The following is a 21101-nucleotide window of genomic DNA, read 5'->3' on the forward strand; positions in this document are numbered from 1 at the left end:
CCTTTCAGGCCGATACGAGGTAGGAGAAGACCGATTCGAGGGACTCGTCCGAGGGCGAGACCGTGAGCAGGCGGATCGAGTGCTCCCGGGCCACCCGGGGGAGCAGCCGGGTGAAGCGGCCGAAGTCGACGGCCTGCACCCGCAGCCCGCCCTCGGTGAGGTCCACCTCGATGCCCGCCGTGGACGGGTCCGCGATCAGCGCGGCGGCGAGCGCGCGGTCGTCGCTGGAGCGCACGAGATAGCGGTGCGGGCGGTCCGTCATCAGCCTGCGGATCTTGCGGAAGTCCCCGGACGCGGCGTGGCGTCCGGCCACGATCACCTCGATGTGCGAGGCGAGCTGCTCGACCTCCTCCAGGATGTGGGAGGAGAAGAGCACGGTCCGGCCCTCGGCGCCCATGGTCCGCAGCAGCTCCATGAGCTGCATCCGCTGCCGCGGGTCCATGCCGTTGAAGGGCTCGTCGAGCAGCAGCACGGACGGGTCGTGGACGAGCGCGGAGGCCATCTTGACCCGCTGCCGCATGCCCTTGCTGTACGTGGAGATCTTGCGGTCCTGCGCGTACTCCATCTCGACCGTGGCGAGCGCCGCCTGGGCCTGTCGCGCGCCCAGTCCGTGCAGTTCGGCGTTGGCGAGGACGAACTCGCGGCCGGTGAGGAAGTCGTACATCGCCTCCCGCTCCGGCACGACGCCGATCTGCCGGTAGACGGACTCGTTCCGCCAGATCGGCAGTCCGTCGAGGGTGACGGCGCCCGTGGAGGGGGCGAGGAAGCCGCCCATCATGTTGATCAGCGTGGACTTGCCCGCGCCGTTGGGGCCGAGGAGTCCGGTGACCCCGGGGCCGACGGTCATCGTGACGTCGTTGACGGCCACGACATTGCCAAACCACCGTGAAGTGTGCTCGATGTTGATGGTGGTCACAGCCCGGCCTTTCGGTAGCGGCGCATCAGAACGGCGTACGAGCCGGCGATGAGCGCGAGAACGACGAGCAGATAGATCACGCCGACCCCGGCCCCCGGTCCGGCCTCGCCGGGGAAGCCCGAGGTCGCGCCCAGGAAGGCGGTCTGCACGCCGTCGATCAGCGAGGTCGGCGAGAACAGGCCGAACCACTTGATGACGTCGATGGAGTCGGTCGCCCGGGCGATCTCCTGGACGACGGTCACGGCGACGGAGCTGATCGTCAGGGTGGCGATGATGGCGGCGACGCCGAAGCCCCGGCGGGGGGTGAAGGCCGCGAGCACCAGGGCGATCCCGCCGAAGAGCACGGACATCAGCGCCGCGGAGACCAGGGACTGGCCGAATCCGGCCGCCTGGTCGGCGAAATCCATCTTCGCCAGCAGCGAGCCGAGGAAGAGGATCAGCAGCGGCACGCCGGTGAGGATGAACAGCGCCGAGGCCATCGCGCCGTACTTGGCGAGCACGTAGTCGGCGCGCTCGATCGGCCGCGAGAAGTAGAGCGGGACCGTCTTGAACCGCAGATCGCGGGAGACGGACTGCGGCGCCTGGGAGGCGAGGTAGAGGCCGATGATCGGCTGGGTGAAGAGGGCGTACGCGGTGTACTCCAGCGGCAGCTTGTTGGACTCGGTGGCCACGGCCACCGCCACCACGATCGCCGCCGGCACGCACATCAGCGCGAAGAGGATCATCGGCAGCACCTTGGACTTGGCCGAGCGGCCGAGACCGTAGGAGCCGCGCAGGGACTGCGAGTACAGCGACCGGCGCACATAGGCGCGGCCGAGCCGCCGGCCCTCGTAGTTGCGGTATCCGATGTTGTGGATACGGGTGGTCTCGGGGGAGGCCCCCGGGGTCTGGGTGCTCATCGGGTCGGCGCCTCCGTCGGCTGGTTCGCGGCCGGGGCCGCCGCGTCGGGGCGGAAGACCTCCGCGATGTGGTGGCGTCGCTGTTCCATGCGTACGAGTCCGAGGCCGAGCCCGGCGACGGTGTCGCGCACCACGTCGTAGGTCTCCTCGCCCGCGGCCTCCAGGAGGAGGACATGGCCCGCTCCGGGCAGCCCCTCCTCGGCGCTCGCGTGCAGGGTGAGGCCGGCGGCGGTGAGCTTCTCGCGGAGCACGGCGCTGCCGTCGGGGTGCTCGTCGCTGTCGGTGACCTCGACGGCGAGGGTCGTGGTGATCTGGGTGAAGTCGCTGGTGGAGCTGGAGCGCAGCAGCGAGCCGCCGTCGATGACGACGACGTGGTCACAGGTGCGTTCGAGTTCGCCGAGGAGATGGGAGGTGACCAGGACCGATATGCCGAAGTCGGTGTACACGCGGCGGATCAGGCCGAGCATCTCGTCGCGGCCGACCGGGTCGAGTCCGTTGGTGGGCTCGTCCAGGAGGACCAGCCGGGGATCGTGGACCAGCGCCTGGGCGAGCTTCACCCGCTGCTTCATGCCGGTCGAGTAGCCGCCGATGGGGCGGTATCGCTCCTCGTAGAGGCCGACGTGCCGCAGGGTGTCCGCGGTGCGCTCACGGGCGGCGGTCGGGGGCAGCCCCGACATGCGCGCCATGTGGACGACGAACTCGGTGGCGGAGACGTCGGGCGGGAGACAGTCGTGTTCGGGCATGTAGCCCACCTGCTCACGGATGGCTCCGCCGCTGGTCGCGACGTCGAGGCCGAGCACGGCGGCCCGGCCTTCCGTGGCGGGGGAGAGCCCCAGGAGAATCTTGATCAACGTCGACTTGCCGGCTCCGTTGGCGCCCACCAGACCGGTCACACCCGGTCCGATGTCCAAGGAGAGCCGGTCAAGAGCGGTCACCCTCGGGTACCGCATGCTCAGGCTTTCGGTCACGATCACAGTCACATTCCGACCGTAGTGGCGCACCCCACACCGGGCGTCAGCCTGGACGGCTGGATCGGTGTCCGACTCCAGGCGTACGGCCCCTAGGGGGGTCGATACGAAAGAGGACACGGCCCGGCGACGAAGGGATCGGGCGGGGCGACGGAAGTCGCCGGGGGCTTGTCCACAGGGCGGTGCGGGGCCCTTGACGCGGCCGCCGCTCATTGTCACATTCGTCAGTGTCACGTTACGGCCGCGTACCGTGCGCGGTGCGGGAGTGGGGAGACGGCGTGGGTCTGCAGGACGCGCGGGAGCGCTGGGTCCGTACGGGCGGAATCGAGCTGTGCGTCGCCGAGCTGGGCGACCCCGCACGGCCGTCGGTCGTCCTCGTCCACGGCTATCCCGACAGCAAGGAGGTGTGGTCCGAGGTCGCCGCCCGGCTCGCCGACCGCTTCCATGTGGTGCTGTACGACGTCCGGGGGCACGGCCGCTCGTCCGCCCCGAAGCCCCTGCGCGGCGGCTTCACCCTGGAGAAGCTCACGGACGACTTCCTCGCGGTGGCGGACGCGGTGAGCCCGGACCGCCCGGTGCATCTGGTGGGCCACGACTGGGGATCGGTGCAGTCCTGGGAGTTCGTCACCGTGGCGCGGACCGAGGGGCGTATCGCGTCGTTCACCACGGTCGCCGGGCCGTCGCTGGACCACTTCGGGCACTGGATCAAGAAGCGGACGGCCCGGCCGACGCCCCGCCGGCTCGGCCAGCTCGCCGGCCAGAGCGCCAAGTCCTGGTACGTCCTCGCGCTGCACACCCCGGTCCTGCCGGAGCTGGCCTGGCACGGTCCGCTGGGCAGACGGTGGCCGGGGGCGCTGGAGCGGCTGGAGCGCATGCCCCGGGGCGACTATCCGACGGCGTCGCTGCCCCGGGACGCCGCGCACGGGGCCTGGCTCTACCGGGACAACGTGCGCGCCAGGCTGGCCCGTCCGCGCCCCGACGCGTACGCGCACGCGCCGGTGCAGCTGATCACCCCGACCGGCGACCACTTTCTCTCCCAGCGGGTCTACGACGATCTGGAGACCTGGGCCCCGGGACTGACCCGGCGCACGATCACGGCCGGGCACTGGGTCCCGCGCACCCGGCCGGACCAGCTCGCCGACTGGATCGGCGACTTCGCCATGTCCCGGGAGGGCGGGGCGGCTGCCGGCGGGGCGGGGGTGCGGTCCGGGGCGGGGGTGGTGGGGTCCGGGGCGGCGGCGGTGGGGTCCGGGGCGGGGGTGGTGGGGTCCGGGGCGACGGCCGTACGGTCCGGGGGGCGGGATCCGTACGCCGAGCGGTTCGGCGGCCGGCTCGTGCTGGTGACGGGGGCGGCGAGCGGGATCGGGCGGGCCACCGCCCTGGCCTTCGCGAAGGCCGGAGCGCGGATCGTGGCGGTGGACCGGGACGCGGAGGGGGCGATCGCGACCGCCGGGACGGCCCGGCTGATCGGATCGCCCATGGCCCGGGCCGAGACGGCGGACGTCGGCGACACCGAGGCGATGGAGAAGCTCGCCGAGAAGGTCGCCGCCGAGTACGGAGTGGTGGACGTCCTGGTCAACAACGCGGGCATCGGGCTCTCCGGATCCTTCCTGGAGACCGGCCCCGAGGACTGGAAGAACGTCCTCGACGTCAATCTGTGGGGCGTCGTCCACGGCTGCCGGCTCTTCGGCCGGCAGATGGCCGAGCGCGGACAGGGCGGCCATATCGTCAACATCGCCTCGGCGGCGGCCTATCAGCCGACGAAGGGGCTGCCCGCCTACAGCGCCTCGAAGGCCGCGGTGCTGATGCTCAGCCAGTGTCTGCGGGCGGAGCTGGCGGGCCGGGGCATCGGGGTCTCCGCGATCTGCCCGGGGCTGATCAACACCAACATCGCCGCCACCGCCCGGTTCGTCGGCGTCGACGCGGCCGAGGAGAGGCGGCTGCGGAAGAAGGCCTCCCAGTTCTACCGCCGGCGCGACTACCCGCCGGAGAAGGTCGCGGACGCGGTGCTGCGCGCCGTGCTGCGGAACCGGGCGGTGGTGCCGGTGACCCCGGAGGCCCGGGGAGCGCTTCTCCTCTCCCGGTTCGCGCCCCGCCTTCTGCGCGCCGTGGCCCGCGTCGACCCGCCGCTGTGAGCGAGTACCGGATCGAGGATCTGGCGCACCACAGCGGTGCCACGGTCCGGACGATCCGCGCCTATCAGGACCGCGGGCTGCTGCCGAAGCCGGAGCGACGCGGCCGGGCCAATGTGTACGGACCGGACCATCTCACCCGGCTGCGGCAGATAGCCGATCTGCTCGACCGGGGCTACACCCTGGCCTCGATCAAGGAACTTCTGACGGCGTGGGACGCCGGACGCGGTCTGGGCGGGGTGCTCGGGCTCGTCGCCGAGGTGCACGGGCCGTGGACGGACGAGCAGGCGGCCCGGATCACCCGGGCCGAGCTGGCGGAGACCTTCGGCGGCCCGCCCGACGGGGCGGCCGTCGCGGACGCGGCCGTCATGGACGCGGCCGTCGCGGAGGCGGTGGAGCTGGGGGTGCTGGAGCGGGTGCCCGGCCGGGAGGACGAGTTCCTGGTGCCCAGCCCGCAAGAGCTGGCGGTCGCCGCCGAGTTGCACGCGGCGGGCGTCCCGCTGGCGGCGATCTCGGGTCATCTGCGGGAACTTCGCGTCCAGGTGGAGCACATGGCCGCCCGTTTCCTGGAGTTCACCACCGAGCACGTCTTCGACCGCTGTCTGGGTCATCGTCCGCCGACGGAGGCGGACGCGGTCGAGGCGACGGAGCTGGTACGGCGGCTTCGCCCGCTCGCCCGGCAGACGGTGGACGCCGAACTGGCGCGCGCCATGCGGATCTTCGCCACCCGCGGCCTCCGGCAGCGGCTGACCCGGGGCGGACCGGTCCGGGAGGAGCCCGAGCCCCGATCGGTGCGACTGCCGCCGGAGACGATCCGGGCCGTCCGGGCGCTGGTTGGCCCGGAGCACGTCGGCGCGTTCATCGCGGCGGCGGCCGAACGGGAGGTGCGGGCGCGGACCTTGGACGCGTTGGCCTCAAGAGAGCCCGGAAGGATGAATATTGACCAACCGGGCATATAGGGTGGGCAGTTGTCCACAGGAACGTCAATTACCCTGTGGATAACTTGAGTTCTCTGTGGACCAAACCTCGGCGGCGATATTTTCTTCCGCCCGCTGTGACCAGGCGGTCAGCCGGTCAGCCGGCCGGCGGGGATGCCGGCCGGCGGGGATGCCGGCCGGCCGGTTGTCCATCGGTCAGCCGGCCGAGCGCCTCGGTGGCGATCCGCTCGAAGACGGCCTGGTCGGCGGCGAAGTCGGAGTCCGGGATCGGCGCGTGGATCGCGATCTCGGTGAAGCCCAGCTCGAAGTGGCGGCCCGCGAAGTCCACGAAGGCCTCCAGCGACCGCATCGGAGCGTCCCGGTCCGGAGTGAAGCCGGTGAGCAGGATCTTCTCCAGCGAGTCCACGTCCCGGCCGGCCTCCGCGCACACCTTGCCGAGCCGGGCGAGCTGCGCCCGGATCGCCTCCCGGGACTCCTCCGGGGTGCCCGTCTCGAAGATCGCCGGTTCACCGGTGGAGACCCACGCCTGCCCGTACTCCGCCGCGAGCCGCATCCCGCGCGGGCCGTTCCCCGCCACGGCGAAGGGCAGCCGGGGCCGCTGCACACAGCCGGGCACATTGCGCGCCTCGTCCGCCGAGTAGAACGTCCCCCCGCTCGTCACGGCGGGCTCGGTGAGAAGCCGGTCCAGCAGGGGCACGAACTCGCCGAACCGGTCGGCCCGCTCCTTCGGCGTCCACGCCTCCTGCCCGAGGGCCGTCGCGTCGAATCCGCTGCCGCCCGCGCCGATGCCGAGCGTGAACCGCCCGCCGGATATGTCGTCCAGCGAGATCAGCTCTTTGGCGAGGGTCACCGGATGCCGGAAGTTCGGCGAGGTGACCAGCGTGCCGAGCCGGATCCGCCCGGTCGCCGCGGCGGCGGCCGTGAGCGTGGGGACCGCGCCGTACCAGGGTCCGTCGCGGAAGGTCCGCCACGACAGATGGTCATAGGTGTAGGCGGTGTGGAAACCGAGCTGCTCGGCGCGCAGCCACTCGTCGCGGCCTCCGTCGAGCCAGCGGCGGACGGGGAGGATCACGGTGCTCAGACGCATGCGTTCGAGCGTACGCGGCGCGGCGGCGGCCCATGCGCCGGATCCGGCCGCTCTGCGCTCTTCGCGCGCCCCTCAGCGCACATCCCGGGGCCGTGTGCTCCCCCCTGCTCCCATCGCCCACTCACATGTGCGCCCTCCCGCACTCACGTGCGACGAGTGCGGGAGAATGGACCGGTGACCCCAGCTACCGATCCCCAGCCCGCGACCGCGGCCCCCCGGCTGATCGCCACCGATCTGGACGGCACCCTGCTCCACGACGACAAGACCGTCTCGCCGCGCACCGTCGCCGCTCTCGCCGCCGCCGAGGAGGCCGGGATCGAGGTCTTCTTCGTCACCGGCCGCCCGGCCCGCTGGATGAGCGCGGTCAGCGACCATGTCCACGGCCACGGCCTGGCGATCTGCGCCAACGGGGCCGCCGTGGTGGATCTGCACGCGGGCGGGAAGGTGCTCAAGGTCCAGGCCCTGGAGCGGGAGACCGCCCTCGACGTCGTCCACGCCCTGCGCGGGGCCGCCCCCGGCGTCTCCTTCGGCGTCGAGACCACCGTGGGCTTCCACCACGAGCCGAGCTACCCGCCGCTGCACGGCTTCGCCCCCGGCACCATCGTCGCGGTCGCCGAGAAGCTGCTCCAGGAGGACCGGCCGGGCGCCGGAGCCCCGGTGCTCAAGCTCCTCGCCCACCACCAGGAGCTGGACCCCGACGCCTTCCTCACCCTGGCCCGCACCGCCGCCGGACCGCTGGCCTCGATCACCCGCTCCAGCCCCTCGGCCCTGCTGGAGATCAGCGGCCCGGGCGTCAGCAAGGCCCGCACCCTGGCCCTGTGCTGCGCCGAGCGCGGCATCTCCGCCGAGGAGGTCGTCGCCTTCGGCGACATGCCCAACGATGTGGAGATGCTGACCTGGGCCGGCGTCTCCTACGCGATGGGCAATGCCCACCCCGACGTGCTCGCCGTGGCCACCGACCGGACCGCCTCCAACAACGAGGACGGCGTCGCCCTGGTCATCGAGCGGATCCTGCGGGACCTCCCCCCGAAGACCCGCTGAGCGCCCCGCTCCGCCCCGCGAGCACGAAGGAAGGCACGGGCGGCTCCGGCGCACGGCGGCCCCGGCCCGACGGCCCCGGCACGGGGGCACGGGGCACGGGGCACGGGGCACGGGAGGCTACAGCGGGGCCTCCCAGCTCACGGTCGTCCCCCGCCCGTCCTCCCCGATCCCCGGGCCGCAGCCGCTCGAGCCGCCCAGCGACTCGGCCCGCCGGGCGAGATTCCGCAGCCCGCTGCGGCGGCCGCCGTCCGGGATCCCCACCCCGTCGTCGGCGACCGTCAGCCGTACCCCGCCGGATCCGTCGGGAAGGGCGACGGTGGCGTCCACCACGACCTCGATACGGGACGCCTCCGCGTGCCGGAAGGCGTTGGACAGCGCCTCCCGCAGCGCCGCGATCAGATTCTTGCCGGTCAGCTCGCCGACGGCGGAGTCCACCGGCCCGACGAACCGGTGCCCGGGCCGGAAGCCGAGCGGCACCGCCGCCATATTGATCTCCCGCAGCACCCGGGTGCGCAGCCCCGCCGGCGCCTCGGCCGGGCCCTGCTGGAGCGCGAAGATCGCCGTACGGATCTCCTGGATGGTCACGTCCAGCTCGTCGACCGCCTTGCCGACGCCGTCCTGCACCGCGGGCACCATCGACTTGCGCTGGGCCCCCTCCAGCATCATCCCGGTGGCGAACAGCCGCTGGATCACCAGATCGTGCAGATCGCGGGCGATGCGGTCGCGGTCCTCGAAGACCGCGAGCCGCTCCCGGTCCCGCTGCGCCTCCGCCATGATCAGCGCCAGCGCGGCCTGCGAGGCGAACTGGGTCGCCAGGGTCCGCTCGGCCTCGCTGAACTGACGGGCGCCGCGCACCCTCGGCGTGGCGAGCGCCCCGAGCACCCGCCCGCCGCTGTGCAGGGGCAGCATCATGCTCGGCCCGTACCGCTCGGCCGATCTGGTGATGACGCGCGGATCGGTGGCCGCGTCCGCGATGAAGACCGGCTCACCGGCCAGCAGCGCGGCGACCACGGGGCTCTCCGCCGGGATGACCATGCCCAGCAGCGTGGACACGGGGTGGTCCGAGGCGACGGCGGCGATCTCCAGCCCGCCCTCCGCGGCGGGCAGCATGACGATCCCGGCGTCGGCGTCGGCCAGTCTGCGGGACTGTTCGGCGACGACGGAGAGGGCCTCGTCGGCGTCCTGGCCGGAGAGCAGGGCGGTGGTGACGGCGACGGATCCGTCGATCCAGCGCTCCCGCTGGCGGGCGGCCTCGTAGAGCCGGGCGTTGCCGATGGCGATGCCGGCCTCGGTGGCGAGGACGCGCACCATGTGGAGGTCGTAGTCGTTGAACTCGCCCCCGCCGTTCTTCTCCGCCAGATAGAGATTGCCGAAGATCTCGCCCTGGACCCGGATGGGGACGCCGAGGAAGGTCCGCATCGGCGGATGGCCCGGGGGGAATCCGGCGAAGCGCGGATCGGAGGTGAGATCGGCCAGTCTGACCGGGGCGGGATCGTGGATCAGCGCGCCGAGGAGCCCCCGGTGACCGTCCGGTCTGCGCCCGATCCGCCGGGCGACGTCCTCGCCGACGCCGTAGGTCACGAAGTCGGAGAGCCCCTTGCCCTCCTCGTCCACGACGCCGATGGCGGCATGGCGGGCGTCGGCGAGTTCGGCGGCGGTCTCGCAGATCCGGTCGAGGGTGGAGTGCAGTTCCAGACCGGTTCCGACCGAGCGCATGGCCTCCAGCAGCTGCGGCACCCGGGCGGTCAGCTCGGTGGACAGGCCCTGGAGGCTGCGCGTCGCCACGGTCGCGGCTTCGAGCGGATCCCTCGATCCGCCGGGTTCCGCCGGATCGGAAGGCTCCTCGGGGTCCCGCGCGTCCTTCGGTTCGGGCACGGTCATGCCGTCGAGCCTAGTAATTCCCATTTGGGGAGGAAAGTCGGCCACCGCTCGACCGACCGCTTTCCGCCGCCCGACGGCCCCGCTCCACGGCCGCCCGGGCAAGGCACCGGGCCGGTCCACGGCCGCCCGGCGGCGGGACACCGGGCCGGTCCGTCGCCGGGCGGCGGGCCTCCACCGCGCGGACGCGGGTACGGGGACGAGGGCGGGCGCCCCCGTTCCCGTACCGCCTCCCGCTCCCCCGCCGGTCAGCCGGTCCGCCGGTCCGCCGATCCCCTGGTCCGCCGGCCCGCCGCTCAGCCGGTCCCCTGGTCCGCCGGTCAGCCGCCGACCGTCGTCAGCCGCTCGCCGAGGAGATCCGCGGCCCGCTCCCGCTCCAGCATCCGCCGCAGCGGCCCCTCGGTCTCGGCCAGCTCCGCGTACGGGCCGCGCTGCACCGCCCGGCCGTCCTCCAGTACGACGATCTCGTCCACGGCGTCGAGGCCCCGCAGCCGGTGGGTGATCAGCACGGTGGCCGCGCCCCGTGCCGTACGGCCCTCGGTGGCCGCGAGCAGATCGGCGGTCAGCGCGTCGGCGGTCGCCAGGTCGAGATGCTCGGCGGGCTCGTCGAGCACCAGCACCGGGAAGTCCGCGAGGAGCGCGCGGGCCAGCGCCAGCCGCTGCCGCTGGCCGCCGGAGAGCTGTGCGCCGTGCTCGCCGACCAGGGTGTCGAGCCCTTCGGGCAGCTCGTCGACCCACTCCAGCAGCCGGGCGTCGGCGAGCGCCCGCCGCAGCTCGTCCTCGGTCGCCTCCGGACGCGCGAGCCTCAGGTTCTCCCGTACGGAGCTGTCGAAGAGATGGGCGTCCTGCGCGCAGAGCCCGACGAGCCGCCGGACGTCGTCCCCGTCCAGCTCCCGGGCGGGCGTCCCGCCCAGCGTGTAGTCGCCGCCGTGGGCGTCGAGGAAGCGGAGCAGCACCTGGGCGAGGGTGGTCTTCCCGGAGCCCGAGACGCCGACGACGGCGACCCGGCGGCCGGCGGTGAGCGTGAGGTCCAGTCCGGCGAGCGCGTCGCGCTCGGCTCCCGGGTACCGGGCCCGCAGCCCGCGCACCCGCAGCGGGAACGCGCTCGCGGGCGCGGCGGCCGGGTGCTCCGGCTCGTGGACGGGCACGGGCGCGTCCAGCACCTCGTACACCCGCTCGGCGCTCCGCCTGACCCGCTGGCGGTACTGGACGGCGAGCGGCAGCGCGGTGACGGCCTCGAAGGCGGCGAGGGGGGTGAGGACGACGACCGCGAGCAGGACGCCGTCGAGCCGGCCGTCGGCCACCGCCCGCACTCCGGCCAGGGAGGCGAGGACGACGGTGAGTCCGCAGATCAGGGTGGTGAGCCCGCTGCCGAGCGCGGTGGCGGCGGCGGTCCGTGCGGCGATCCGGGTGAGCCGGCGGTCGGCCTCCCGGGCGCCGTCGAGCCGGCCGGGGAGCGCCCCGGCGACGGTGAGTTCGGCGGTGCCGCGGAGCAGATCGACCAGCCGGGTGGCGAGCGCCCCGCGGGCCGGGGCGAGCTGCCGCTCGGCGCGGCGGGCGACCACCCCGCTGAGCAGCGGTACGAGCAGTCCCGCGGCGAGCAGGCCGACGGCGAGGACCGCCCCGGCCTCGGGCAGCAGCCAGACGGTGAACGCGACGGATCCCACGCCCACGGCCACGGCGGAGCCGACCGGCAGCAGCCAGCGGAGCCAGTAGTCCTGGAGGGCGTCCACATCGGTGACGAGCCGGGAGAGCAGATCGCCGCGCCTGGTCCGCCGGAGCCCGGCGGGGGAGATCCGCTCCAGCCGGCGGTAGACCGCGACCCGCAGCCCGGCGAGCATCCTCAGGACGGCGTCGTGGGAGACCAGCCGTTCGGCGTAGCGGAAGACGGCCCGGCCGATGCCGAAGGCGCGGGTCGCCGTCACGGCCATCATCAGATAGAGCACGGGCGGCATCTCGGAGGCGCGGGAGATGAGATAGCCGGAGACGGCCATCAGCCCCACGGCGGATCCGAGGGCGAGGCTGCCGAGCAGCATGCCGAGCCAAAAGCGCGCCCGCTCGGTCCCGGCGGCGTTCCGTACCCGGGTGAGCACCGGTTCGCCGCCGGAGGCGCCGTCTCCGGCGAAGCTGTACGGGTCCTCGTCCAGGGGCTCCGTCGTCACGGTCCACGGGTCCGGGGCCTTCGCAGGGGCGGTGCGCACCGGCTCCGGGACGGCGGAGGCGCGGCGGGCGAGGGTGACCACGCGGTCGGCCACGGCGAGCAGGGCGGGGCGGTGGACCACGAGCAGCACGGTCCGGCCCGCCGTCAGCCGGCGTACCGCCTCGACGAGGCCGGCCTCGGTCTCGCCGTCCAGTGCGGCCGTCGGCTCGTCGAGCAGCAGCAGCGGGCGGTCGGCGAGAAAGGCCCTGGCCAGGGCGAGCCGCTGGCGCTGACCCGCGGAGAGCCCCGCGCCGTCCTCGCCGAGCACGGTGTCCGCGCCGTCGGGGAGCGCGCCGACGAAGTCGTCCGCCCCGGCGTCCCGCAGCGCGGTCCGCACGGCGTCGTCGTCGGCGCCGGGCCGGGCCAGCCGGACGTTCTCGGCGATGGTCCCGGCGAACAGATACGGCCGCTGCGGCACCCAGGCGATCTGTCCGCGCCAGTGGTCCGGATCCAGCTCGCCGAGGTCGACGCCGCCGATCCGCACCCGGCCCTCGGTCGGTTCGGTGAAGCCGAGGACGACATCGAGCAGGGTGGACTTGCCGATGCCGCTCGGTCCGACCAGGGCGACGGTCTCCCCCGGCTCCACGGTCAGCGAGGCGGCGTCGAGCGAGGGTTCGCCGCGTCCGGGGTGGCGGACGGTGACCGCGTCGAGTTCCAGTCGCGGTGCGCGGGGCGTCCACCGGGTGCCGCCGGCGCGGGCGGGCGTCTCCAGGACGGTGAAGATCTCCTCGGCGGCGGAGAGTCCCTCGGCGGCCGCGTGGTACTGGGTGCCCACCGTCCGGATGGGCAGATAGGCCTCGGGGGCCAGGACGAGGATGACGAGGCCGGTGTAGAGGTCCATGTCGCCGTGGACCAGCCGCATGCCGATGGTGACGGCGACCAGGGCGACGGAGAGGGTGGAGAGCAGTTCCAGGGCGAAGGAGGAGATGAAGGCGATCCGCAGCGTGCGCATGGTGGCCCGCCGGTACTCCGAGGTGATGGAGCGGATCGAGTCGGCCTGGGCCTTGGCCCGTCCGAAGACCTTGAGGGTGGGCAGTCCGGAGACCACGTCGAGGAAGTGGCCCGAGAGCCGGGACAGCAGCCGCCACTGACGGTCCATCCGGTTCTGGGTGGCCCAGCCGATGAGCACCATGAAGATGGGGATCAGCGGCAGGGTGCCCACGATGATGGCGGCGGAGACCCAGTCCTCGGTGACGATCCGGACCAGCACCGCCACCGGCACCACGACCGCGAGGCCGAGCTGCGGCAGATAGCGCGAGAAGTAGTCGTCCAGGGCGTCGATGCCCCGGGTGGCGAGCGCGACCAGCGATCCGGTGCGCTGCCGGCTCAGGAATCCCGGGCCGAGTTCGGCGGTGCGGGCGAGCAGTCGCTCCCGCAGCTCGGACTTGACGGCCGCGCTGGCGCGGTGCGCCGCGAGTTCGGTGAGCCAGGAGACCCCGGCCCGGCCGACGGCGACCGCCGCCAGCAGGGCCAGCGGGGTCGCCAGGGCGGAGGCGGTGAGGTCCTTCTGGAAGGCCCCCACCACCACCTCGGCGATGAGCATCGCCTGGGCGACGACCAGCGCCGCCCCGACCAGTCCGAGAAGCACCACCGCGAGCAGAAAGCCACGGGTGGCCCGGGCGTACCGGAGCAGTCGCGGGTCGATCGGTTTCACGTGAAACATCCCCTGCTGATGAGACCGATGGGCGGTGCTGAGCCCTGGTTCGGATCGTGCCGGGCCCGCCCGGAAGACGGGCCTAGTGGGCGTCGGCGATGTGCTGGGTGCCGATCCGCTTGCGGAACACCCAGTACGTCCAGCCCTGGTAGAGCAGCACGACCGGGGTGGCGATCCCGGCGCACCAGGTCATGATGGTGAGCGTGTAGGGGGTGGACGAGGCGTTGGTGACCGTGAGGTTCCAGGCGTCGTCGAGCGAGGACGGCATGACGTTCGGGAAGAGCGTCAGGAAGAGCATCGCGACGGCGGCCACGATGGTCACTCCGGAGAGCGCGAACGCCCAGCCCTCGCGCCCCGCCTGATTCGCGCCGATCGCCGCCACCAGGGACACCACCGCGACGGCCATGGCGACCAGGCTGCTGCCGTCGCCGCGCATGGCCTGGGTCCAGACCAGGAAGCCGAGCGCCAGGACGGCGGTGAGCAGTCCGAGCTTCAGCGCCAGGGCGCGGGCCCGGGTGCGGATGTCCCCCACCGTCTTCAGGGCGACGAAGACGGTGCCGTGGAAGGTGAAGAGGGTGAGCGTGACCAGCCCGCCGAGGAGCGAGTAGGCGTTGAGGAGATCGAAGACATTGCCGACGTACTCCTTCTGCGCGTCGATCTTCACTCCGCGGACGATGTTGCCGAAGGCCACTCCCCAGAGGAAGGCCGGCAGCAGCGAGGTCCAGAAGATCGCGTTCTCCCAGTTGGTCTGCCAGCGGTCCTCGGGCCGCTTGTGGCGGTACTCGAAGGACACACCGCGCACGATCAGACAGACCAGGATCAGCAGCAGCGGGAGGTAGAAGCCGGAGAAGAGGGTGGCGTACCAGTCGGGGAAGGCGGCGAAGGTCGCGCCGCCCGCGGAGAGCAGCCACACCTCGTTGCCGTCCCAGACGGGCCCGATGGTGTTGATCAGTACCCGCCGTTCCTTCCGGTCCCGGGCGAGCAGTTTGGTCAGGACGCCCACCCCGAAGTCGAAGCCTTCGAGGAAGAAGTAGCCGGTCCACAGGACGGCGATCAGGACGAACCAGACGTCGTGGAGTTCCATGACTCAGCAGCTCCTCAGGGCCTCAGTACGAGAAGGCCATCGGACGGTCGGCGTCACGGTCGTCGCCGCCGATCTTGGTGGGCGGGTTGAGGTCTGCCTCGGTCAGCTCGGGCGGTCCCGCCTTGGCGTACTTGACCATCAGCTTGAACTCGATCACCGCGAGCACCGCGTAGAGGGCGGTGAAGATGATCATCGAGGTGAGGACCTCGCCCTGGGAGACCCCGGGGGAGACCGCGTCACGGGTGCGCAGCACTCCGTACACCACCCACGGCTGACGGCCCATCTCGGTGAAGATCCAGCCCCAGGAGGTGGCGATCAGCGGGAAGGTCATGGTCCAGAGCGCGGTGACCCAGTACCACTTGCTGAAGCGCGGGCTCAGCGGCTTGTTCCGGAAGAGCACGAGATGCGGCACCTCGTCCTCGCCCGTGCGCAGCGCGGCCGGCAGCAGGAACCTCTTGCGGGTGAGCCAGAGGCCGAGCAGACCGATGGTGACCGACGCCATGCCGAAGCCGATCATCCAGCGGAAGCCCCAGTAGGCGACGGGGATGTTGGGCCGGTAGTCGCCCGGTCCGTACTTCTCCTGCTCGGCCTTGTTGATGTCGTTGATACCGGGGACGTACGACTCGAAGTCGCCCTTGGCCAGGAAGGACAGCAGGCCCGGGATCTCTATGGCGACCTTGTTGTGGCCCTCGTCGACATCGCCGTAGGCGAAGATCGAGAAGGGGGCGGGCGCCTCGCCGTCCCACAGGGCCTCGGCGGCGGCCATCTTCATCGGCTGCTGGCGGTACATGACCTTGCCGAGCACATCGCCGCTGATGGCGGTGAGGAAGCCGGCGGTGATCAGGGTGACGAGACCGAGCCGCAGCGAGGTCCGCATCACGGGGATGTGCTTCTTGCGCGCCAGGTGGTAGGCGGCGATGCCGACCATGAACGCGCCGCCGACGAGGAAGGCCGAGGTGATCGTGTGGAAGAACTGGGTGAGCGCCGTGTCCTGGGTGAGGACCTTCCAGAAGTCGGTCAGCTCGGCCCGGCCGCGCTCCTCGTTGATGCGGTACCCGACGGGGTGCTGCATCCAGGAGTTGGCCGCCAGGATGAAGTAGGCGGAGCAGATGGTGCCGATCGAGACCATCCAGATACAGGCCAGATGGATCCTCTTCGGCAGCTTGTCCCAGCCGAAGATCCACAGCCCGATGAAGGTCGACTCGAAGAAGAACGCGATCAGCGCTTCGAAGGCGAGGGGGGCCCCGAAGATGTCGCCGACAAACCGGGAGTAGTCAGACCAGTTCATACCGAACTGGAACTCCTGCACGATGCCCGTGACGACGCCCATGGCGATGTTGATCAGGAAGAGCTTGCCCCAGAACTTGGTGGCCTTGAGGTACTTCTGGTTCTCCGTACGGACCCAGGCGGTCTGGAGCCCCGCGGTCAGGGCCGCGAGGGAGATCGTGAGAGGGACGAAGAGGAAGTGGTAGACGGTGGTGATGCCGAACTGCCATCGCGCCAAGGTCTCCGGCGCCAAAGCCAAGTCCACGTCGTCATCTCCTTACATCGACGAGGTCGAGCGGCAGTTTGCCTGAATAATCCCAGTGATCGCGGGATGAACAGGACACGCTTGTGAACGCGTTCACATTCACAAGCAATTATGACCCATACGAAAACCACACCTATGACCGGGGGGTGCCCTTCGGGCGGATCCGGGGTGATCCGGGCCGGAGGCCGGTGATCGCCCCGCCCCGGGCACACCGAAAGGGCCCGGACTGAGAGCGGTCCGGACCCTGCGGGAAATGACTGATCCACGCCCTTGACTCCGGGGGGCGGCCCCGGGGCGGAGGCATCCGGGACCGGGCGGTGCCGGGGCGCGTCCGGGACCGGCGGCGCTTCCGGAGCCGGGTGGTCGGAGGGCGCGCGCGGGCCCGGCGGAATCCGGGGGCGCGGCCGCGCCTCCGGAGCGCATTCCGCCCGGGGGCCGGGCGAGCGGGAGCCGGGCACGCGCCTCCGGGGCGAGCGGCCCCGGGTGCGCCTCCGGGTCGGCCCCGGAGGGCCCTGCGGATCCCGAGGCCCGGGGGCCCTGCGGATCCCGAGGCCCGGGGCCCCTGTGCATCCCGGCCCCCGGGAGCGCGACGGGGTGGAGGCCGCCAACGGGCCGCCCGGGAGGGCGGGGCGCCGGCCGGGGAGCGCAGGCTCGCCGACCCCCGGAAGCCCGGGCCGCCCGGGCCGCCCGGGCCCGGGCCTAGCCCTCCTTGCGGAACGTCTCCGCGGTGCGCAGGAAGAGATCATTGGCCTCTTCCTCGCCGATGGTGATCCGCACCCCCTCGCCCGCGAAGGGCCGCACCGTCACCCCGGCCGCCTCACAGGCCGCGGCGAAGTCCGCCGTACGCCCGCCCAGCCGCAGCCAGACGAAGTTCGCCTGGGTCTCGGGCACGGTCCAGCCCTGCCCGACCAGGCCCTCGTACACCCGGGTCCGCTCGCAGACCAGCGAGCCGACCCGGCCCAGCAGCTCGTCCTCGGCGCGCAGCGACGCCACCGCCGCGTCCTGCGCGAGCTGGGTCACCCCGAAGGGCACCGCGGTCTTGCGCAGCGCGGCGGCCACCGGCTCGTGGGCGATCGCGAAGCCGACCCGCAGCCCCGCGAGCCCGTACGCCTTGGAGAAGGTGCGCAGCACGGCCACATTGGGGCGGTCCCGGTAGATCTCCACCCCGTCCGGCACCTCGGGGTCGCGGATGAACTCCCGGTACGCCTCGTCCAGCACCACCAGCACGTCCGAGGGCACCCGGTCGAGGAATCGTTCCAGCTCGGCCCGGCGGACCACGGTCCCGGTCGGGTTGTTGGGGTTGCAGACGAAGATCAGCCGGGTGCGGTCGGTGACCGCGTCGGCCATCGCGTCGAGGTCGTGGACCTCGCCGGCCGTGAGCGGCACCTCCACCGGCCGGGCGCCGCTGATCCGGGTGATGATCGGGTACGCCTCGAAGGACCGCCAGGCGTAGACGACCTCGTCGCCCGGGCCCGAGGTGGCCTGGAGCAGCGACTGGGCCACGCCCACCGAGCCGGTGCCGGTGGCCAGATGCTCCACCGGCACGCCGAAGCGGTCCGCCAGCTCGTTCATCAGCCCGGTGCACGCCATGTCCGGGTAGCGGTTGAAGGAGCGGGCCGCGGCGAGCGTGCTCTCCATCACCCCCGGCAGCGGCGGATAGGGGTTCTCGTTGGACGACAGCTTGTACGCGACCGGGCCGTCGGCGGCCGCGGGCCTCCCCGGCTTGTATGTGGGGATGCCGTCCAGCTCGGCGCGCAGCTTGGGGCTCGTCTCGCTCACCGCAGGTCCTCCTCGACCGTCCGTCCACATCACGGAACCAGCACATCGCTTCATCTCGTCCGAAGCCTCATCCTGAGCTTCGGACGATCACGGCCGGAGCGCCGATCCGACGCCCCGGAACCATTACTGCTCACCTTATGAGGATTCCCGCCGACTGCGTACGGGTCGGGCCGTAAAGGGTGGGGGAGCGCCCACTTCCCTGGCGCGCGCCGGTGGCTCGCGCCGTGGCGCGCATCCCCCGTAGAGGTGAGTTGAGACCTCTTCGAGACATCCCCCCAGCGTCAGGGCCATGCCGCCAGACACCCAGTTCACCATAGATGTACCGGCCAACTCCTTTAAATTCCAAGGCAGTTGATGGGTTATGATCATGCAGAAACGTGCCTGTCAACGAGTGAATATGCGACCGGCCCAACCGTCCGCGCGAGCCCTACTATCGGCTCGCCATGACAGCAGCAGGGAAGCATCAGGTGAGCCGGACGGACACATCCCGCCGGGGGAGCCGGCAAGGTCGGGCGGGCATCCGAGACGTCGCCGCCGCAGCCGGTGTCTCCATCACGACTGTCTCCGACGCGCTCAACGGGAAAGGCCGGCTCCCGGACGCCACCCGCCGGCATGTCCGCGAGGTCGCCGACCGACTGGGCTATCGCCCGTCGGCGGCGGCCCGCACCCTCCGTACCGGAAAGTCGGGGCTCATCGGCCTGACCGTGACGACGTACGGGGATGAACCTTTCACCTTCACGGAGTTCGCCTACTTCGCCGAAATGGCGAGGGCCGCGACCTCGGCCGCGCTCGCCCGCGGCTACGCGCTGGTGATCCTCCCCGCCACCTCCCGTCACGACGTCTGGTCGAATGTCGCCCTCGACGGCACGGTCGTCATCGATCCCTCCGACCACGACCCGGTCGTGACCGAACTCGTCCGCCAGGGGCTGCCCGTCGTCTCCGACGGCCGCCCGGCCGGCACCCTCCCGGTCACCGCCTGGGTCGACAACGACCACGAAGCAGCCGTACTCGATCTGCTCGACCATCTCGCCGACGCCGGGGCCCGCAGAATCGGACTCCTCACCGGCACCACCACCGACACCTACACCCGACTGTCCACCACCGCCTATCTCCGCTGGTGCGAGCGCGTGGGACAGGACCCGGTATACGAGTCCTACCCCGCTCACGACCCCTGTGCCGGGGCCGTGGCCGCCGACCGGCTGCTCGCCCGCCCGGACCGGCCCGATGCCGTCTACGGGCTCTTCGACCCCAATGGCACCGATCTCCTCGCCGCGGCGCGGAGGTACGGTCTGCGCGTCCCCGAGGATCTGCTGCTCGTCTGCTGCAGCGAGTCCACGGTGTACGCCGCCACCGAACCGCCCATCACCACGCTCTCACTCAAACCGCGCAGAATCGGCACGGCGGTCGTCCAGCTCCTCATCGACGCGATCGAGGGAATCGACGAGGGGCGGCCGGTCGAGCAGGTGATACCGACGGAACTGATCGTCCGGACGTCCTCACAGCGCCGCTCGCCGAGGACGACGGTGAGCGCACCCCGTTCCCCCGCACCCGACTAGAACTCCTCAATCAGGACGAAACAACCGACGCATCAGGGGTACGGACCGATTCACCACCCCTGGTGCGTCACAGAGCGCGGACCTCATTCCTATGATGGGCGCACGACACCGCGGACCACCCCGACCAGGCTGGGCCGAGAGGTGAACGGCGGCGCGACGGTGGTGGAGGGGTCGATGACTCAGGGGGCCGGTCAGGGACCCGTGGTGCGGACGGCGACATTGCGCGATTTCCGCGTTCCGCCGTACGCGCAAGTACCCGTGCAGTCGCAGACGCCGGAGGGGCGGGAACAGCCTCCGGCGCCACAGGCGCCGCCCCAGGCCCATGTTCCACAGACTCCCCCGCCGCCGCAGGGGCCGCCGCCTCCGCCGCCCCCGCCGCCCCCGCCGGGCCCGCCGCCCGCGCCCCCGAGCCGCCCCGCGCCCGCCCACCCCGGCGACGCCGTGCCGGAGGGGGAGCTGCCGGACGGCTACACCCCCACCGAGCGCGATCTGCCGGTCATCGGCCGCGGCGCGCCGGTCGAAGCCGTCCCGGCGCCCGCGCCCGACGGCTCTCCCGGGGCCGACGGTCTCGGCCCGCTCTATGTGGTCGGCGACGTCCACGGCTATCTGGACGAACTCGTCGCCGCGCTCGCCGCACAGGGGCTGATCGACGCCGAGGGCCGCTGGGCCGCCCGGAACGCCCGCCTCTGGTTCCTCGGCGACTTCACCGACCGAGGCCCCGACGGCATCGGCGTCATCGATCTCGTGATGCGGCTCTCCGCCGAGGCGGCCGCCGCCGGCGGCTACTGCAAGGCCCTGATGGGCAACCACGAACTGCTTCTCCTGGGCGCCAAGCGGTTCTCCGACACCCCGGTCAACTCCGGGGCCGGGACCGCCACCTTCCAGGCCGCCTGGCTGCTCAACGGCGGCCAGAAGAGCGATATGGACCGGCTCCAGGACGTCCACCTCCAGTGGATGGCCCGCCTCGACGCGGTGGTCGAGGAGGACGGACATCTGCTCGTCCACTCCGACACCACGGCCTATCTCGAGTACGGATCGACCATCGAGGACGTCAACGAGACCGTCCACGAGATCCTGACCCGCAATGACGCCGACGAGTGCTGGGACCTCTTCCGCAAGCTCACCAAGCGCTTCGCCTTCCGCGACGAGGCCGGCCCCCAGGCCGTGCGGGAACTGCTCTCCACCTACGGCGGCGCCCGTATCGTGCACGGTCACAGCCCCATCCCCTATCTGTTGGGCGAGGTCGGCACCGAGGAGGGCGAGGACGGCGAGCGTCCGGTGGTCGAGGGGCCGCACGTCTACGCGGACGGGCTCGCGATCGCCATGGACGGCGGTGTGACCATGGCCGGAAAGCTGCTGGTCGTCCAGCTTCCGCTCCCCCGCTGAGCGGAACCGGCGCACGCTGTTACCGAAATCCCCTGTCACGCCCCGGTGTTGC

The 21101-nt window shown here is 72.1% G+C and carries 14 protein-coding genes; 5 read left to right on the plus strand and 9 right to left on the minus strand.

What is annotated here, in order from left to right; all coding sequences use genetic code 11:
* Nucleotides 1-4: 4 nt before the first annotated feature.
* From ACF089_RS18040 to ACF089_RS18050, 3 genes are read right to left on the minus strand one after another with little or no spacing between them, the layout of a single operon-like run.
* Nucleotides 5-916 (minus strand): ABC transporter ATP-binding protein, encoded by a 912-nt coding sequence (locus tag ACF089_RS18040; protein WP_392027329.1) that lies wholly within the window; start codon nucleotides 914-916, stop codon nucleotides 5-7.
* Nucleotides 913-1815 carry an ABC transporter permease gene (locus ACF089_RS18045; protein WP_392027331.1) on the minus strand — a complete coding sequence of 301 codons (903 nt, stop codon included), beginning with the start codon at nucleotides 1813-1815 and terminating at the stop codon, nucleotides 913-915. Before ACF089_RS18045 ends, ACF089_RS18040 begins: the two co-directional genes overlap by 4 nt.
* Nucleotides 1812-2789 (minus strand): ABC transporter ATP-binding protein, encoded by a 978-nt coding sequence (locus ACF089_RS18050; protein ID WP_392028155.1) that lies wholly within the window; start codon nucleotides 2787-2789, stop codon nucleotides 1812-1814. The genes ACF089_RS18045 and ACF089_RS18050 overlap by 4 nt, the downstream gene beginning before the upstream one ends.
* A gap of 272 nt (nucleotides 2790-3061) precedes the next feature.
* Here ACF089_RS18050 and ACF089_RS18055 point away from each other — a divergent pair, with 272 nt between their 5' ends.
* Together ACF089_RS18055 and ACF089_RS18060 are read left to right on the plus strand one after the other, a co-directional pair.
* On the plus strand, nucleotides 3062-4918 hold the full coding sequence (locus ACF089_RS18055) for an SDR family oxidoreductase (protein WP_392027333.1): 1857 nt from the start codon (nucleotides 3062-3064) through the stop codon (nucleotides 4916-4918).
* A complete protein-coding gene (locus ACF089_RS18060) occupies nucleotides 4915-5874 on the plus strand; it encodes a MerR family transcriptional regulator (RefSeq protein ID WP_392027336.1) in 960 nt (319 codons plus the stop codon). The genes ACF089_RS18055 and ACF089_RS18060 overlap by 4 nt, the downstream gene beginning before the upstream one ends.
* 115 nt (nucleotides 5875-5989) lie before the next feature.
* Here ACF089_RS18060 and ACF089_RS18065 read toward each other — a convergent pair whose 3' ends face one another.
* Nucleotides 5990-6940, minus strand: coding sequence for an LLM class flavin-dependent oxidoreductase (locus tag ACF089_RS18065; RefSeq protein ID WP_392027339.1), 951 nt, complete (start codon nucleotides 6938-6940; stop codon nucleotides 5990-5992).
* A gap of 174 nt (nucleotides 6941-7114) precedes the next feature.
* Between ACF089_RS18065 and ACF089_RS18070 the strand changes: the two genes are divergently transcribed.
* On the plus strand, nucleotides 7115-7981 hold the full coding sequence (locus tag ACF089_RS18070; RefSeq protein ID WP_392027341.1) for a Cof-type HAD-IIB family hydrolase: 867 nt from the start codon (nucleotides 7115-7117) through the stop codon (nucleotides 7979-7981).
* A gap of 117 nt (nucleotides 7982-8098) precedes the next feature.
* Here ACF089_RS18070 and ACF089_RS18075 read toward each other — a convergent pair whose 3' ends face one another.
* The 5 genes from ACF089_RS18075 to hisC all read right to left on the minus strand — a co-directional run bounded on the left by ACF089_RS18075 (nucleotide 8099) and on the right by hisC (nucleotide 18107).
* Entirely contained in the window at nucleotides 8099-9862 is a 1764-nt protein-coding gene (locus ACF089_RS18075; RefSeq protein ID WP_392027344.1) for a GAF domain-containing sensor histidine kinase, read from the minus strand.
* A gap of 317 nt (nucleotides 9863-10179) precedes the next feature.
* Entirely contained in the window at nucleotides 10180-13722 is a 3543-nt protein-coding gene (gene cydD, locus ACF089_RS18080; protein ID WP_392027348.1) for a thiol reductant ABC exporter subunit CydD, read from the minus strand.
* Nucleotides 13723-13795: 73 nt separating this feature from the next.
* On the minus strand, nucleotides 13796-14797 hold the full coding sequence (cydB, locus tag ACF089_RS18085; RefSeq protein ID WP_392027350.1) for a cytochrome d ubiquinol oxidase subunit II: 1002 nt from the start codon (nucleotides 14795-14797) through the stop codon (nucleotides 13796-13798).
* A gap of 22 nt (nucleotides 14798-14819) precedes the next feature.
* A complete protein-coding gene (locus ACF089_RS18090) occupies nucleotides 14820-16328 on the minus strand; it encodes a cytochrome ubiquinol oxidase subunit I (RefSeq protein ID WP_392027352.1) in 1509 nt (502 codons plus the stop codon).
* A gap of 699 nt (nucleotides 16329-17027) precedes the next feature.
* Complete coding sequence (gene hisC, locus ACF089_RS18095) at nucleotides 17028-18107, minus strand: histidinol-phosphate transaminase (protein ID WP_392027355.1); 1080 nt, start codon at nucleotides 18105-18107, stop codon at nucleotides 17028-17030.
* Nucleotides 18108-18550: 443 nt separating this feature from the next.
* Here hisC and ACF089_RS18100 point away from each other — a divergent pair, with 443 nt between their 5' ends.
* Nucleotides 18551-19663, plus strand: a complete 1113-nt coding sequence (locus tag ACF089_RS18100) for a LacI family DNA-binding transcriptional regulator (RefSeq protein WP_392027358.1) — start codon at nucleotides 18551-18553, stop codon at nucleotides 19661-19663.
* Between the two features lie 174 nt (nucleotides 19664-19837).
* Nucleotides 19838-21049, plus strand: coding sequence for a metallophosphoesterase (locus ACF089_RS18105; protein ID WP_392027361.1), 1212 nt, complete (start codon nucleotides 19838-19840; stop codon nucleotides 21047-21049).
* The last annotated feature ends 52 nt before the right edge of the window (nucleotides 21050-21101 follow it).

Source organism: Streptomyces sp. NPDC014894 (assembly GCF_043080985.1).
Taxonomy (GTDB): domain Bacteria; phylum Actinomycetota; class Actinomycetes; order Streptomycetales; family Streptomycetaceae; genus Streptomyces.

Coding starts and splice junctions, on each gene's coding strand:
- cydD (WP_392027348.1), bottom strand. CDS start 13,722: ATGTTTCACGTGAAACCGATCGACCCGCGACTGCTCCGGTACGCCCGG.
- ACF089_RS18065 (WP_392027339.1), bottom strand. CDS start 6,940: ATGCGTCTGAGCACCGTGATCCTCCCCGTCCGCCGCTGGCTCGACGGA.
- ACF089_RS18045 (WP_392027331.1), bottom strand. CDS start 1,815: ATGAGCACCCAGACCCCGGGGGCCTCCCCCGAGACCACCCGTATCCAC.
- ACF089_RS18105 (WP_392027361.1), top strand. CDS start 19,838: ATGACTCAGGGGGCCGGTCAGGGACCCGTGGTGCGGACGGCGACATTG.
- cydB (WP_392027350.1), bottom strand. CDS start 14,797: ATGGAACTCCACGACGTCTGGTTCGTCCTGATCGCCGTCCTGTGGACC.
- ACF089_RS18075 (WP_392027344.1), bottom strand. CDS start 9,862: ATGACCGTGCCCGAACCGAAGGACGCGCGGGACCCCGAGGAGCCTTCC.
- ACF089_RS18100 (WP_392027358.1), top strand. CDS start 18,551: ATGACAGCAGCAGGGAAGCATCAGGTGAGCCGGACGGACACATCCCGC.